The organism is Streptomyces sp. NPDC097640, assembly GCF_040302705.1.
Classification (GTDB): domain Bacteria; phylum Actinomycetota; class Actinomycetes; order Streptomycetales; family Streptomycetaceae; genus Streptomyces.
Genome location: NZ_JBEOSB010000018.1, coordinates 1 through 14,751 on the forward strand (window position 1 = coordinate 1; position 14,751 = coordinate 14,751).

The 14,751-nt window shown below is 71.3% G+C and carries 14 protein-coding genes and 1 pseudogene; 8 read left to right on the forward strand and 7 right to left on the reverse strand.

Features of this window, described 5'->3' with window-relative positions; translation table 11 throughout:
• The 7 genes from ABTY62_RS26815 to ABTY62_RS26845 all read left to right on the forward strand — a co-directional run.
• Window positions 1-1,118: alpha/beta hydrolase (locus ABTY62_RS26815; RefSeq protein WP_352131976.1), on the forward strand; the 1,118-nt coding region annotated here is incomplete at its 5' end.
• Between the two features lie 13 nt (window positions 1,119-1,131).
• Complete coding sequence (locus ABTY62_RS26820) at window positions 1,132-1,647, forward strand: hypothetical protein (protein ID WP_352131977.1); 516 nt, start codon at window positions 1,132-1,134, stop codon at window positions 1,645-1,647.
• Between the two features lie 512 nt (window positions 1,648-2,159).
• Complete coding sequence (locus ABTY62_RS26825; RefSeq protein WP_352131978.1) at window positions 2,160-2,837, forward strand: urease subunit gamma; 678 nt, start codon at window positions 2,160-2,162, stop codon at window positions 2,835-2,837.
• A complete protein-coding gene (gene ureC / locus ABTY62_RS26830; protein ID WP_502997523.1) occupies window positions 2,809-4,845 on the forward strand; it encodes an urease subunit alpha in 2,037 nt (678 codons plus the stop codon). The genes ABTY62_RS26825 and ureC overlap by 29 nt, the downstream gene beginning before the upstream one ends.
• Window positions 4,846-4,851: 6 nt before the next feature.
• Entirely contained in the window at window positions 4,852-5,526 is a 675-nt protein-coding gene (locus tag ABTY62_RS26835) for an urease accessory protein UreF (protein WP_352131980.1), read from the forward strand.
• A 48-nt stretch (window positions 5,527-5,574) separates the two neighbouring features.
• Window positions 5,575-6,312: an urease accessory protein UreG gene (gene ureG, locus ABTY62_RS26840; RefSeq protein ID WP_352131981.1), complete on the forward strand. Its 738-nt coding sequence runs from the start codon at window positions 5,575-5,577 to the stop codon at window positions 6,310-6,312.
• 30 nt (window positions 6,313-6,342) lie between these two features.
• The gene (locus ABTY62_RS26845; protein WP_352131982.1) at window positions 6,343-7,155 is read left to right on the forward strand and encodes an urease accessory protein UreD; all 813 of its coding nucleotides are present in this window, start codon (window positions 6,343-6,345) and stop codon (window positions 7,153-7,155) included.
• A 75-nt stretch (window positions 7,156-7,230) separates the two neighbouring features.
• On the opposite strand, the gene ABTY62_RS26850 is transcribed toward ABTY62_RS26845, so the two are convergent.
• The 5 genes and pseudogenes from ABTY62_RS26850 to ABTY62_RS26870 form a co-directional block, all read right to left on the reverse strand.
• Complete coding sequence (locus tag ABTY62_RS26850; RefSeq protein WP_352131983.1) at window positions 7,231-8,007, reverse strand: ABC transporter ATP-binding protein; 777 nt, start codon at window positions 8,005-8,007, stop codon at window positions 7,231-7,233.
• A complete protein-coding gene (locus ABTY62_RS26855) occupies window positions 8,004-8,969 on the reverse strand; it encodes a FecCD family ABC transporter permease (RefSeq protein WP_352132123.1) in 966 nt (321 codons plus the stop codon). The genes ABTY62_RS26850 and ABTY62_RS26855 overlap by 4 nt, the downstream gene beginning before the upstream one ends.
• Before the next feature lie 56 nt (window positions 8,970-9,025).
• Complete coding sequence (locus tag ABTY62_RS26860) at window positions 9,026-10,060, reverse strand: ABC transporter substrate-binding protein (RefSeq protein WP_352131984.1); 1,035 nt, start codon at window positions 10,058-10,060, stop codon at window positions 9,026-9,028.
• A 150-nt stretch (window positions 10,061-10,210) separates the two neighbouring features.
• Window positions 10,211-10,425, reverse strand: a pseudogene (locus tag ABTY62_RS47540) (ABC transporter ATP-binding protein); the annotation flags it as partial.
• 215 nt (window positions 10,426-10,640) lie between these two features.
• Window positions 10,641-11,654 carry a pirin family protein gene (locus tag ABTY62_RS26870; protein ID WP_352131986.1) on the reverse strand — a complete coding sequence of 338 codons (1,014 nt, stop codon included), beginning with the start codon at window positions 11,652-11,654 and terminating at the stop codon, window positions 10,641-10,643.
• Between the two features lie 157 nt (window positions 11,655-11,811).
• Between ABTY62_RS26870 and ABTY62_RS26875 the strand changes: the two genes are divergently transcribed.
• Window positions 11,812-12,321 carry a carboxymuconolactone decarboxylase family protein gene (locus tag ABTY62_RS26875; RefSeq protein WP_352132124.1) on the forward strand — a complete coding sequence of 170 codons (510 nt, stop codon included), beginning with the start codon at window positions 11,812-11,814 and terminating at the stop codon, window positions 12,319-12,321.
• 180 nt (window positions 12,322-12,501) lie between these two features.
• On the opposite strand, the gene ABTY62_RS26880 is transcribed toward ABTY62_RS26875, so the two are convergent.
• Complete coding sequence (locus ABTY62_RS26880) at window positions 12,502-13,497, reverse strand: NAD-dependent epimerase/dehydratase family protein (protein WP_352131987.1); 996 nt, start codon at window positions 13,495-13,497, stop codon at window positions 12,502-12,504.
• A 95-nt stretch (window positions 13,498-13,592) separates the two neighbouring features.
• The gene (locus tag ABTY62_RS26885; protein ID WP_352131988.1) at window positions 13,593-14,657 is read right to left on the reverse strand and encodes a sulfotransferase; all 1,065 of its coding nucleotides are present in this window, start codon (window positions 14,655-14,657) and stop codon (window positions 13,593-13,595) included.
• Window positions 14,658-14,751 lie beyond the last annotated feature (94 nt).

Consider the following 14,751-nt stretch of genomic DNA (forward strand, 5'->3'; position numbering starts at 1 on the left):
ACAAGTCGCCCAAGGACAACGCGGCCTGGTGGAAGAGCCTGTCCAAGGAGGAGCAGGCGGAGTACATCTCCCTGTATCCGGCGAGCGTGGGCAAGTTGGACGGCCTTCCCGTCGAGGACCGCGACGAGGCGAACCGCGTCTGGTTCAACGAGCAGCGGGCGAAGTACCAGACCGAACTGGCCAATCTCCCGCCCGAGCCGAAGCCCAGGAACATCATGGTCGGTCGCACTTCCATGACCAACCCTGAGTGGACCAAGTGGAACAACCATAAGAAGCAATTGGAGTCCTCCCTCAACGGCATGAAACGCATTCAGATGCGTTTCGATGACACGGGGAAGGCCGACGCCTTCGACAACACCCGGCCCAAGGGTTACAAACCGACCGGCGACGGGCTGCCGCCTGCGTATCTGCTGGATTTCGACCCCGAGAAAAACGGTCGCGCGATCATCGCGAACGGCAATCCGGACACGGCCGAACACACCGGGGTGATGGTCGGTGGCACCAACGGCACCCTCGGCGGCATCAACAAACCCGTTATCGCGGGCACGAACCTGTGGCAGGCCGCCAGCGCGATGCCGGGCGACCCCAAGGTGTCGACCATCACCTGGCACGGCTACGACGCTCCACAGAACTTTTTCCCGGAAGCCATGAAGGACAAGTACGCGGACCGGGCGGCGGGAGACTTCAACGACTTCCTGTCGGGGCTGCGCACCTCGCACGACCCGTCGGTCAACGACCACCTGTCGGTGCAGGCGCAGAGCTACGGGACCGTGGTGGTGGGCTCCGCCGCCCGCCAGGGCACTCTGGACGCGGACGATGTGATGCTCAGCGGCAGCCCCGGCGTCCAGGTGGGTCGGGCCGAGGACCTGGACGTGCCCTCAGGACATGTGTGGAACCAGAAGGCGCAGGGTGACTGGGTGCCCAAGTGGGGGGCGCCCACTCACGGCCACCACGAGGGTCTGACGCAGTTCATCACCCCCAGCGACCCGATCTTCGGCGCCAACCAGATGGCCACCGACACCAAGGGGCACGGAAACTACTGGCTGGCCGGTTCGGAGAGCCTGGAGAACCAGGCGAGAGTCGTGGTGGGACGCTACGACGAGGTCCAGCTGAAGTAGCGGGGTGTTTTCGATGTCCGACGTATCCGACGCATCCGACGTGCCCGACTCCGGCGATCACGGTCTGGGCTACACCCCCGAGGTGCGGGAGGTCTCCGCGCCCAGGGAGGAGGCCAGGCAGCTCTCCAGCGAGCTGTACGACCTGCTGCGGGTGAAGGGGAAGACGACCGCGCCCGGCCCGGGCGTGGACGTGTGCGGCGACCTGGACCCGGAGACGTTCTATGTCATCCGCCACCTGTGGTCGGTGTACGGCGTGCCGGCCGGGGACCTCGAGGCCGCTTGGCAGGGCCTCGGCGAGGATCTCCCCCGGCACGGCTGGGAGGTCGTCCACGAGGGGCGGGAGTCGACCGTCGCCCAGTCCCCGTTCCTGATGGCCGACTCCACCCGGAAGAAGTTCACCCTCAAAGCCACCTTGCTGATCCCGACCGCGAGGGACGCCGAAAGGAGCGGCGCGGAGGCCGGGATCATGTTCCACCTCGTCTCCGCCTGCTTCCAGGTCCCCGAGGGCACCACGGTGGACGCCTACTGAGCCCGAACGGCCCCGTACAGCCTCGTACGGTCTCGGTCGACGCGGCACCGCGTCGACCGGGGCCGCGGGGGCGCATCGGGCCCCTGGGCGACGGTCGTGGACCGGCCACTGCCACGACCAGACGTCTGTGTGGCGTGCCGGTTCCTGATCGGGCATCGGCAGCGACGAAGCGATATGTGAACTCCGGGAGGGGCGGCTCCTGTCCGTCGCAAGCGCGCCCCCACGCTGTGCGGCCCATGGACTTGGCGCAGAAACGTTGGCCTGTTGCGCCCCTCGGGATGGCGGCCTCTGCTGGCCGGGAATCGCCGATTCGCGCTCCGAAGTCTGCTTCCCGTCACCTTCGTCGGCATGTTCGCTCAGCCGTCCGTCCGGGGTGAAAGGGATGGTTCCGCGTCGACGCGCCGGCCCGGCCCAGGACGATCGACTGCGGCGCAGGGTGGCCCGGCCCTTGGATTCGGTGGGCCCGCCTGCGCCGTCGGCAGACGTTCGTCCAGGGATCCGAGAAGGACACCATGCATTTCAGTCCCCATGAGCAGGAGCGCCTGCTGGTCCATGTGGCGGCCGGCGTGGCGCGGCAGCGCAGAGAGCAGGGAATCAGGCTGAACTACCCGGAGGCGGTGGCGCTGCTCACTGCCTACGTCTACGACCAGGCGCGCATGGGCCGGAGTGTCGGCGACATCATGGACTCGGGTCGGCAGGTCCTGACCCGGGACGACGTCATGGACGGTGTCCCGGAGATGATCGACAACGTCCAGGTCGAGACGACGTTCCCGGACGGCACGAAGCTGGTGACGATTCACGACCCGTTCGACGCGCCGCGCGAGGAGATCGAACTCCACCCCGGCAAAGTCGACTTCGTCGACGAGTCGGTGCCTTTGAACCCGGGGCTGGACGTCACGGAGATCGAGGTGCACAACCCGACCGACCGGCCGGTGCAGGTCGGGTCGCACTACCACTTCTATGAGGCCAACGCGGGACTCGAGTTCGAGCGGGCGCGGGCCTACGGCAAGCGGCTCAACGTCGCGGCCGGCACGTCCGAACGGTTCGAGCCGGGTGATCGCCGCACGGTGGAACTGGTGCGCATCGAGGGCGAGCGGAAGGTGCTGGGGCTGCGCGGGCTGGTCGGCGGGCGGCTGCGGAACCAGCCCCCGGAGGACGCCGATGGTGAGGGAGCTGACGACCGTGGCTGAGCGGAAGAACACCAGGACGATCGAGCGCGAGGTTTATGTAGACCTCTTCGGCCCGACGACGGGGGACGAGATCCGGTTGGCGGACACCGCGCTGCGTATCAAGGTCACCGACGACTGGTCGGGCGGTCTGTCCAAAGACCGGCGGGTAGGCCTTCCGTCCGCTCCTGCCCCCGAGGGCGAGGACGAGAGCGAGAGCGAGGACGAGAGCAGGGTCAGCCCGCTGGTGAGCAGGAGCGGGCACGAGATGGTCTTCGGTGGCGGCAAGGTGATCCGTGAGTCGATGGGCCAGTCGGCGATGCCACGCGGCGCCGGCGAGGACGGCCCTGCGGACACGGTGATCACCGGCGTGGTGATCCTGGATCACTGGGGCGTGGTCAAAGCGGACGTCGCGATCCGGGACGGGAGGATCACCGCCCTCGGCAAGGCGTACAACCCAGAAACCATGGACAAGATCCACGAGGGCCGGACGGACGGGCCGGCGCGGGTCCGGCCGACGGACTTCGTGATCGGCCCGGAGACCGAGGTGATCTCGGGCAAGGGCCGCATCCTGACCGCGGGCGGGGTGGACACCCATGTCCATTTCATCTGCCCGGAGCAGGTCGGCGAGGCCCTCGCGTCCGGGGTGACGACCCTGATCGGCGGTGGCACCGGACCGGCCGAGGGGTCCACCGCGACCACGGTCACCCCGGGCGAGTGGCACGTCGGGCGTCTGTTCAAGGCGCTCGACGGGTTCCCGGTGAACGTCGGGGTGCTGGGCAAGGGGAGCACCATGTCCCGCGAGTCGATGCTCGGCCAGGTGAAGGCCGGCGTGATCGGCTTCAAGATTCACGAGGACTGGGGCGCCACCCCCGCGGCCATCGACATCTGCCTGAAGGTGTGCGAGGGCAGGAACGGCCCGGAGGACGACGACCGGACGGACGGCCTGGTCTCCAACAGCGTGCAGCTCGCCCTGCACGCGGACTCGCTGAACGAGGCGGGCTTCGTGGAGAGCACCAAGGCCGCGTTCAAGGACCGTCCCCTGCACATCTTCCACATCGAGGGGGCCGGCGGCGGCCACGCCCCGGACATGATCACCCTGTGCGGGGAGGAGAACGTCCTGCCGGCTTCCACGAACCCGACGCGCCCCCTGACGGTCAACACCGTCAAGGAGCACATCGACATGATGATGGTCTGCCACCACCTCAACCCGGAGCTGGAGGCGGACCGGGCCTTCGCCGACTCCCGGGTGCGGCCCTCGACGATGGCGGCCGAGGATCTGCTGCACGACATGGGCGCCATCTCGATCATGTCGTCCGATGCGCAGGCCATGGGCCGCATCGGCGAGATGATCATGCGGACCTGGCAGACCGCCCATGTGATGAGGACACGCTACGGCCAGTTGCGCGAAGGCACCGCCGCGGAGCAGGAGCAGCAGCGGCAGGAGGCGGACAACTTCCGCGCCCGCCGCTACGTCGCCAAGTACACGATCAACCCGGCCATCGCCCACGGCGCGGACGACCTGATCGGCTCCGTGGAGCGGGGCAAGCTGGCGGACCTGGTGCTGTGGGAGCCGAAGTTCTTCGGCGTGAAGCCGCACCTCGTCCTCAAGGGCGGGCAGATCGCCTATGCGCAGGTCGGTGACGCCAACGCGTCCATCCCCACCCCTCAACCCGTCCTGCCCCGTCCGATGTGGGGCGCCACAGGAAACGCGCCGGGCGCCAACTCGGTCAATTTCGTCAGCCCGCGGGCCACGGTCACCGCGCGGAAACTCGGGATCAGCAAGTCCCTGTACGAGATCAAGGACACGCGCCAGGTGTTCAAACGGCACATGGTGCTCAACGACGCCACCCCGGACATCCGGGTCGACCCGAACACCTACGAGGTGTTCATCGAGGACACCTGCATCACCGAACTGCGTCGGCTCAAGGAGGAACAGGCGCATGCCGACGAAGCGCTCTGCCCCCAGCGGCCGGCTCCCACGCACTACGCGTCGGAACTTCCCATGGCCCAGCGTTATTTCATCTTCTGACCGTCCATGAGCCGCACCGCTCTCCTCGTACTCGCCGACGGCCGCTTCCCGGCGGGGGGCCACGCGCATTCGGGCGGCGTCGAGGCCGCCGTCGCCGCCCGTGCCGTCCGTGATCCCGCCACCCTCGACGCGTTCTGCCGTGGCCGCCTGCATACGGCGGGCCTCACCGCCGCCTCATTGGCCGCCGCGGCCGCCGCCGGATGCGACCCGCTCGTCCTGGACGAGGCCGCCGACGCCCGTACCCCCGCACCGGCGTTGCGGGCCACGGCCCGCAAGCTGGGCCGGCAGATGCTGCGGGCGGCCCGCGCGGCCTGGCCGTGCGAGGCGCTCGAGCGGCTTGCCCGCGATCTGCCGGGCGGCGCCCACCAGCCTGTCGTGCTGGGCGTCGCCGCCCGTGCGGGCGGTCTCACCACGTTGGACGCCGCACAGGCCGCGGCCTTCGACAGCGTCACAGGCCCCGCCACGGCGGCCGTGCGGCTGCTCGGCCTCGACCCGTTCGACGCCACCGCGGTCATCGCCGCTCTCTGCCACGACGTCGACGCCGTGGCCCGCCAGGCCGCCGACGCCGCCGCTCGGGTCGCCGACGAGGGGGTCGGCGTCCTGCCGGCCGCGTCGTCGCCACTGCTGGACATCACCGCCGAACAGCACGCCGCCTGGCCGATGCGGCTGTTCGCCTCCTGACGCCGGACCCGGCCCGGGCCCTGCACACACCACAAGGAGCTCACGCCCATGCACCTGGACCACACGCACGAGGGCCCCGGCGCCGTCTCCGCCGACGACGGCCCCGACCCCGGCCCCGACCCCGACCGCCCCGACGGCACCCGCCGCGCCCTCAGGATCGGCCTCGGCGGCCCGGTCGGCTCCGGCAAGACCGCCACCGTCGCCGCCCTGTGCCGCACCCTGCGCGACCGGTATTCGCTGGCCGTCGTCACCAACGACATCTACACCCGCGAGGACGCCGAGTTCCTGCTCCACGAGGCCGTCCTGCCCCCCGAGCGGATCACCGCCGTGGAAACCGGAGCCTGCCCGCACACCGCGATCCGCGACGACATCTCCGCCAACCTGGAAGCCGTCGAAGCGCTTGAGGACGGCCTCGGCCCCGTTGATCTGATCCTCGTCGAGTCCGGCGGCGACAACCTCACCGCCACCTTCTCCAAGGGCCTCGTCGACACGCAGATCTTCGTCATCGACGTCTCCAGCGGCGACGACATCCCCCGCAAGGGAGGCCCCGGAATCACCACCGCCGACCTCCTCGTCGTCAACAAAACCGACCTCGCGCCGTACGTCGGCGCCGACCTCGGCACCATGGCCTCCGACGCGGCCCAGCGGCGCGGCGGCCTCCCCGTCGTGTTCACCTCCCTCACCGGCGACGACGGCGTCCGGCCCATCGCCGACTGGGTGCTGGACCGCCTCACCTCCTGGCGCGACGGGACCGCGCGGCCCGAACCCACCGCCGTAGCGCACTGATCCCGTCACGCCCCGACAGGAGACATGAGCATGCTCGCCGAAGACCTCGCGCCCCTCCCCGCGGCCCGCCCGGACGCATCGGGCGTCGTGGCGACCGCCCGGGTGCGGGCCGGCCACAACGGCCGCAGCACCACCCTCCCGCTGCTCAGCAACGACGGTCCCTTCCACCTCCGGAGGCTGCGCACCCGTGGCGGCATGGCCCGTGTCGACGTCATCGGCGCCATGAGCGGCCCTCTCGGTGGTGACCGGCTCGCGCTCCATGTCGACACCGGCCCGCGCGCCCGCCTCCAGGTCACCGGAGCCGCCTCCACCATCGCGCTGCGCGGCCCCGGCGATGACGCCGCCACCTACGACATCCGCCTGACCGTCGGCGAGGACGCCGCCCTGCACTGGCTGCCGCAGCCCCTGATCAGCGCTGCCGGCAGCAACCTCCGCCAGACCTGCACCGTCGACCTCGCCGCCACCGCCCGGCTCGTCCTGAGGGAGGAACAGGTCCTCGGCCGCACCGGTGAGGCCAGCGGCCGCCTGTCCACCCGCCTCACCGTGCTCCGCGCCGGGCGCCCCCTTCTCGACCAGCACACCTCCTACGGCGACCCTCACCCCGCCTGGGACGGCCCGGCCGTCGTGGGCTCGCACCGCGCCTGCGGCCACCTCCTCGTCGTCGACCCGTCCCTCGCCCCCGCGGACCGCCCACCGGTCCTCCTCGGCGACCCCGCCACCCCGGCCCACGGTGCGCTGGCCGCCCTGGCCGGCCCGGCGCTCCTTGCCACCGTGGTGGCCGACACGGCCACACGGCTGCGACACCTCCTTGACGAGGCACTGCGACAAGCGCTCAGCCCCTAGCCGAGGACCGCATGGTCGGACAACTCCGGGCCGCCGGACATGACGCTCGGGCCATCACACAACCGGGCGGCCTTCTCAGCCGGGGGCGAGGGGCTGGGCGGCATAGGTGATGCGGACGACGCCGTCGGCGTGCCGGTCGGTGGTGGCCCGCACGCCGAAGACGTCGTGGAGGAGATCCGGAGTCAGGACGTCCAGGACTGGTCCCGCCGCCACCACGGTGCCGTCGTGGAGCACCACGAGGTGGTCGCAGAGCCGGGCGGCGAGGTCCAGGTCGTGCAGGACCGCGAGGGTGGTGATCCCGGTGGCCCGGATCAGGTCCAGGAGTTCGAACCGGGCGCGGATGTCGAGGTGGTTGGTGAGTTCGTCGAGTACGAGGAGTTGCGGACGCTGGGCGAGGGCGCGGGCCAGCAGGACGCGCTGGCGTTCGCCGCCGGACAGGGTCGCGTAGTCGCGGTCCTCGAACGGGCCGACACCGCAGCGGTCGATCGCTTCGGCCACGGCCCCGCGGTCCTCGGCGCCGTCCCGCCCCATCAGGCCGTGGTGCGGCGTACGCCCCAGAGCGACGATCTCGGTGACGGACAGGCCGGTGGTGTGTCCGGAGTCCTGGAGAACGGCCGCGGTGCGGCGGGCGGCCGTGCGGACGGGCAGGGACCACACATCGTCCCCGCCCACCGTGACCACGCCGCCGGCCGGGCGCAGCGAGCGGTAGACCGCACGCAGCAGGGTGGATTTGCCGCTGCCGTTGGGGCCCACGAGCCCGACGATGTCGCCCTCGCAGGCCTCCAGGTTCACCTCGCGGAGGATCGGGTCGCGGTCCAGGGTGACGTGGAGCCGGTCCACGGTCAGCTTCATACGGTGTCCAGGCCCTTGTTGCGGCGCAGCAGCCACAGGAAGAACGGTGCGCCGAGCAAGGCGGTGAGGATGCCCAGTGGCAGCTCGTTGGGGCGGGTGAGGGTACGGGAGAGGAGGTCGACGATCACGAGGTTGACGGCGCCCAGGAGCGCGGACAGGGGCAGCAGTCTTCGGTGGTCGGCGCCGACGGTGAGGCGTACGAGGTGGGGGATCATCAGGCCGACGAAGCCGATGCCCCCGGCGACGGCGATGACGGTGCCGGTGAGCAGCGCGCTGATCACCAGCAGGACGGCGCGCAGCCGGTTGACGTCCACACCGAGCGCGGTGGCGGACTCGTCGCCGGCCAGCAGGGCGTTGAGCCTGCGTCCGAACAGGGTCAGCACGGCGGTGCCGGTGAGGACCACGACCGTGACGGTGGGCAACTGGTCCCACTGGGCACCGGCGACGCTGCCCAGCATCCAGAACATCACGGTTCGCAGTTCGGTGGGGGTGGCCAGCAGTTGGACAAAGCTGGTCACCGACAGCAGGACGTAGCCGACCGCCACCCCGGCCAGCACCAGCCGGGTCGGGGCCAGGCGGCCCTGCCGCTGTCCGAGGGCGAAGACCAGGGCTCCTGCCGCCAGGGCGCCGACGAACGCCGCGCCCGACACACCGAGACCGCCGACCGCGGCACCGCCGAGGGTGATGACCAGCACGGCGCCGAGGGACGCGCCGTAGGAGAAGCCCAGGACGGTCGGGTCGGCGAGCGGGTTGGAGACCAGGGTCTGAAGCACTGCCCCGGCGACGGCCAGGCCCGCGCCGACCAGGGCGGCCAGGGCGACACGGGGCGCCCGGAAGTTCCAGACGATCTGGTCCAGCGCCGGGTCGCCGGTGGCTCCGCTGCCGGTGATGTGGCGCAGCAGGATCCGCCACACATCGGCCAGGGGGACGTTGACCGCTCCTATGCTCACCGCCACCACCATGGCGGCGACGAGCACGGCCAGCAGTCCGACCACCGCCAGCGACTGCCGCACGTGGCTCAGAACTTGTCGGGGTGCAGCATCCTGGCGATCTTCTCGACGGCGAGGTCGTTGCTGGGGCCCAGGTACATCGAGTCGGACAGGACCACGTATGTGTTGTTCTTGGCCGCCGGCCACTGGGGGAACTCCTTGAGCAGTTTCTTGGCGTAGGCCGCCGGGTCGGGGTCGTTGTAGCCGATGACGATGAGTGCGTCGATGTCCGTGGCGGCCACTTTCTCCTTGCTCAGGTCGGCGAAGGACGTCTTCGAGGCGTTCTGGAAGGCGTTCCTGCCGCCGGATTTGGCGAGGATGTCGTTGAAGATGCCCTTGGCGACGACGGAGCTGAAGTCGTTGCCGCCCATCACCATGTTGGAGAAGAGGACCATGACCTTCGGTTTCTTCTCACCGTCGACCTTGGCGGACACCTCGTCGATGTGTTTCTTCGAGGCGGCGATCAGCTTCTCCGCGCGGTCGCCGACGTTGAAGATCCGGCCCACGTCCCGCAGGAGCGTGTAGCTGTCGTCGATGGTCATCCTGGAGGTGTCCTGGTCGCAGCCCTGCGGGGAGACATAGCTGTTCGCGTTCACCCCCTTCAGCTGCTCCCGGGTGGTGAAGCCGTTCTTGGCGTCGAAGCCGTAGGAGGTCGTGGACAGCACGAGGTCGGGCCGCAGGCCCAGCATCGCCTCGCGGGGGATGTCGTAGGCATCGTTGAGGTTGACGTTCCCCGTGGGCAGATCCTTGATGGCCTTGGCCCGGCCCGGTACCTCGGACATTCCGTAGCTCTGCTGGTTGGCCACGATCTGGTCGCCGAGGTCGAGGGCGAGCAATGTGGAGACCTCGGCGACGGAAGCCCCGTTCATGACGACCACTCTGCTGGGCGTCTCGGTGAAGGTCTCGGCCGTTCCGCAGTTCTTGACGGTCACCGGGTAGCCGGGCTTCGCGGCTGCCGCGGATGTCTTGTCCCCGGCGTCATCGGTCGAGGAGTCGGCGCATGCCGTGGCGGCCAGACAGAGGGCTGCGGCCAGGGCGACGTCGACAGGACGCTTCTTCGACATGCTGGTTCCTCGCTGCGGGATGCTCGTGGGGCGGCGTGCTCTGATGCAGTAGTCGGGCAACAGAGCAGGCGAGTTCCCGCAGATGTCCTACTTCTCTCGGAGCGGCGAGATGGTGCCGGTTCCCGGCCGGGCGGGCGGCGTTGCCCTTCGTCATCGCGGGTCGCCGGTCAGCGGGTGGTCGACCACGGCCGCCCGCACGCCGAACACCTCGGCCATCAGCTCGGGCGTGAGGACGTCACGCGGTCGGCCGGATGCGAGCACGGCTCCGGCGTACAGCGCTGGGCGCGCAGCAGGGTGAGCAGCTCGATCTGGTGGCGGATGTCGAGGTGGTTGGTCGGCTCGTCCAGCACCAGGACATCCGCATCTATAGGGCCTTCGCGACGATGTCCCGGTCAGTGGAGTCGTATTCGCCCGGCCACTGGCTTCAGATGGCGGTAGACGGTGCGCAGGAGGGTGGACCTGGTCATCGGTGTCGATCCGCCCCCCGATTCCCGGGAGGCGGCACAGCGGGCGCCGGGCCCGCTCCGCCGGATGAGAGCAGCGCCCGAGCGCCCCGTCCACCAATGGCGCTGTGTCTGTTTCAGCGCACGTCGCCGCGCGGCTTCAGCGGCAGGTTCGGCAGCTCGGGGGCGGGCAGGCGGTCTCCGTCGTAGCCGTTCACCTCGCCGAAGCGCGAGCCCGTCATCCAGTCCTCGCGCGCCTGCGTGATGTCCTCGTGCGACCGCCCGATGAAGTTCCACCACATCACGATCTGCTCCCCGAACGGCGGCCCGCCGAGCAGCACCATCCGCGCAGCCGCGTCCGTGGTGTTGGTCAGCTCCAGCGTCCGGTTTCCGGGGGCGAGATAGCCGAGCTCGGCGGGGCTCAGCAGGGTGTCGGCCATGCGGACCTCTCCGCGGTCGAGGAGGAGGCCGTGCTCGAAGCGGGTGTCGATGTCCAGGGTGACCGTGGCGTGCGGCTCCAGGACGATTTCGGCGCCGAGCAGGGGGGTGAAGGTGGGGACCGGTGAGGTGTCGCCCACGAGGGAGCCCAGGAAGACCCTGGCCTCGCCCACGGGCCCGTCCCCGGCCGCCTCGTCCCCGGCCCGCGCCTGCCCAGTCAGGGGGACGGCGCGCGGCTCGTAGTGCCGGAAGTCAGGGGCGGTGTCCCGGTGCGCCTCGGGCAGCGCGACCCACAGCTGTACGCCGTGCAGGATCGTGGTGCGGGCGGTGGAGACCTCGGAGTGGCTGATGCCGTGGCCGCCGGTCATCAGGTTGAGCTCGCCGGGCCGTACGAAGGCGTGGCTGCCCAGGCTGTCGCGGTGCTCGATCTCGCCGCTGAACAGCCAGCTCACGGTCTGGAGACCGGTGTGCGGGTGGGGGGCGACGTCCATCCCGCCGGTGGCGGCGACGTCGTCGGGCCCGTAGTGGTCGGCGAAGCACCAGGCGCCGATCAGCGTCCGGGCCCGCTGTGGCAGGGTACGTCGTACCGTCATCGCGCGCGGGCCGCCCAGCGGGACGTCGCGCGGGGTCAGGACCTCCACTCGCGGGCCGGTCTCCTCGTCCGGGGAGCCGCCGCAGCGCTGTACGGCGGGCTGGGTCTCGGTGTTGCTCATGGCGCGACGCCTCCCAAGCGGGTGATAGTTGTACGCTCAACAATCACGATGATAGATCGACACCTCGGTGAGGTGCGCAACATACCGGAAGCGGCCGAAGCGGCCCGGTGAAGGAGTTCAGGTGACTGACGCGGCAGCGGCCTCCGCAGCGACCTCGATCGACGGGACGGCCTCCGCCGAGGGGCGGGACAGGCGGGTCTTCATCGACAAGCAGAGCCCCCAGGTCTACAGCGCGATGGTGCAGACCGCCGAGGCGGTCCGCGCGACCGCCGCCGAGGCCGGGCTCGACCGGCAGCTCGTGGAGCTGGTCAACCTGCGGGTGTCCCAGATCAACGGCTGCGCGTTCTGCCTCAGCCTGCACACCAAGGCCGCGCTGCGGGCCGGCGAGACGGCGCAGCGCCTGGGCGTGCTGGCGGCGTGGCGCGACACCGAGGTGTTCACCCCGCGGGAGCGGGCCGCGCTCGCCCTCGCGGAGGCGACCACCAGCCCCGCGGACGCCGCCGGGCAGGAGGCGGCCTACGGGGTCGCGCGCCAGGCGCTGACCGACGACGAGATCTCGGCGGTGATCTGGGTGGCGATCGCCATCAACGCCTTCAACCGCGTCTCGATCATGAGCAAGCACCCCGTACGGCCGGTCCCGGCGCCACGGCAGACGCCCTCCGCCTAGGGGTGTCCGGCGGCCACGCGGCGGAGCCGCATATCGGTGCTGTTCCCCTACCCGCCCCTTCCCGCGGTGTCGAGCCCCTGCTGATCTGCGGCTCCGCCGCGCGGGGCTCCGCCGCGTAACAAGGGCTTTGCCCCTGGTTACGGGAAGGGGCGGGTAGGGGAATGATCCGTCGGACACCCCCTAGGCCGTGCCCAGCACCGTCGCCTCCCGCTCCGGGGCAAGGCCCACCGGCGGGCGGTCCGGGCGGTGGGGGGCGCGGCCGCCGAGCTGTCGCAGCCACTCCCAGGTGGCGGCCACGGTCTCGGCGACGGGACGGCAGCGCAGGCCCGCGGCGAGCGCCCGGGACACGTCCCCGCCGTACATCGTGTCGTGCAGCTCCCCCGGCGGCAGCCAGATCGGCAGCTCGGTCCACGGCTCGACACCGGCCGCCAGGACCGCCTCCGGGTCCGTCCAGCGCAGCTCGGCGGCCGCCCCGGTGACGGCCACGCACGTCTCCAGCAGCTCGCCGAAGGTCGTCCGACCCGGCGGGCCGACCAGGTTGTACGGGCCGCCGAGCCCGCGCCCGGCCGCGTCCAGCACCCAGCCGGCCAGGTCGCGGACGTCGATGTACTGGAGCGGCAGCTCGCGCGGCCCCGGCGCCAGGACCGGGCCGCCCCGGGCGATGCGGGTCAGCCACCACGGCAGCCGGCCGACGTTCTCGTACGGGCCCAGGATCAGCCCCGCCCGGGCCAGCAGCGCCCGCTCGCCGAACGCCGCCTCCGCCGCCAGCTCCCCGCCCCGCTTGGCCTCGGCGTACTCGACGGCTCCCGCGTCCGGCGACGCCTCCACCAGCGGGCCGTCCTCGTCGAGCCCGGCCGGGGCGGGGTAGGCGTAGACGGACCGGCTGGAGATGTAGACGTAGTGCCCGGCCCGCCCGGCCAGCAGCCGGGCCGCGTCGCGCACGGCGGACGGCGCGCCCGTCCAGGTGTCGACGACGACGTCCCACTCCCCCGCGCCGTCCCCCTCCAGGGCCGCCAGGCCGCCCGCGGCGCTGCGGTCGCCGCGCAGGGCGGCCGCGCCCGGGGGCGGGTCGTGGCGTCCGCGGTTGAACGCCGTCACCTGCCAGCCGCGCGCCAGCGCCTCCTCGGCGATGGCGCGCCCCACGAATTCCGTACCGCCCAGCAGCAGAAGCCTCATGGCGGTGACTCTGCCCGCCGGACACGGCCGACAGGGTAGGCGCCTGCTGTGAGCGAATCCGCTGTCAGCGGAATCCGGGCGCGGAGCCGGCCGCGCTACGCCCCCGCCATGACCGCGCGCAGCGCCTCGGTACCCGGGGCGCAGGACTCCCGCAGGGCGGACAGCTCGTCCGCGGGGAGGCGGAGGGCGGAGCCGCGCCGGCCGTGGTCGAGGGTGGCCTCGGCCGCCGTCAGCCACTCCTCCGCCGGATCGACGCCGATGAACTCCGCCAGCCGGGCCAGCTCCCGCCGGGGCGCGTCGAGCAGCTGCTCGTAGGACAGGGACGTACGGGAGCCCTCCGGGACCCGGGCCAGCGCCGTCAGACCCCGGGTGATCAGGTGCGACCACATCTCGCCGAACCGGGCGACCGGCACCGGCGCCTCCATCAGCAGCGCGGGGTCGAACCGCTCGGCGAACAGACCCGCGAGGTCGGGGGGCAGAGTGCGGACGTGCTCGTCGGTGAGCCGGGCCAGCAGGCCCGCGCCGGCGGCGCTCCTGGCGTCCATGGTGCGCAGGGTCATCCGGAAGCCGGGGTGGCGGCTCATCGACAGCGCGCAGTCCGGCCCGTCGCGGAACATATGGACGAACCGCGCCCCGGGGAACGCCTCCCGCATCCAGGGCACCCAGCCCAGGGAGCCGCCGGAGCGCTCGACGACCACCCCGCGGCCGAACCGCTCGGCCAGCAGCTCGAACAGCGCCGTGTAGTGGCGGGCGACCGGGCGGCCTGGCCACGCCGAGACCCGCGGCGCCAGCTCGTCGAAGAGGCCGTCCGGATCGTCGGTGAGGTGCGGCAGGACCATCATGCTCAGGGCGGGGATGCCGGTGGTCTCGGCCGAGAAGCGCCCGGGGCGCCGGTTGTAGAGGAACTCCGGCGCCGGGGCGCCGCTGCGGATCATCCGGTCGAAGCCCTCGTTCGGCCGGGTGACCAGCTCCCAGAACTCCGCGCCGGACACGGTCCGCGCGGGCAGCGGATGCCGGTGGGGCTCCATGCCGAGGGAGGTGAACAGCTCGTTGACGCTGAGGATGCCGGGATGCAGGTTCAGGACGTGCGACAGCGCGGTCGAGCCGCTGCGTCCGGTGCCGACGACGAACGTCAGGGGCCGCGTGCTGATGTGGTCCACCTCCGGTGCTGGCCCGCCGCGCGCGCGGACACGGTGCGGCGGTTTCGCGGTACGGCGTGACGGCCGCCGGGCAGCGATCAGTAAAGGGCGTGGC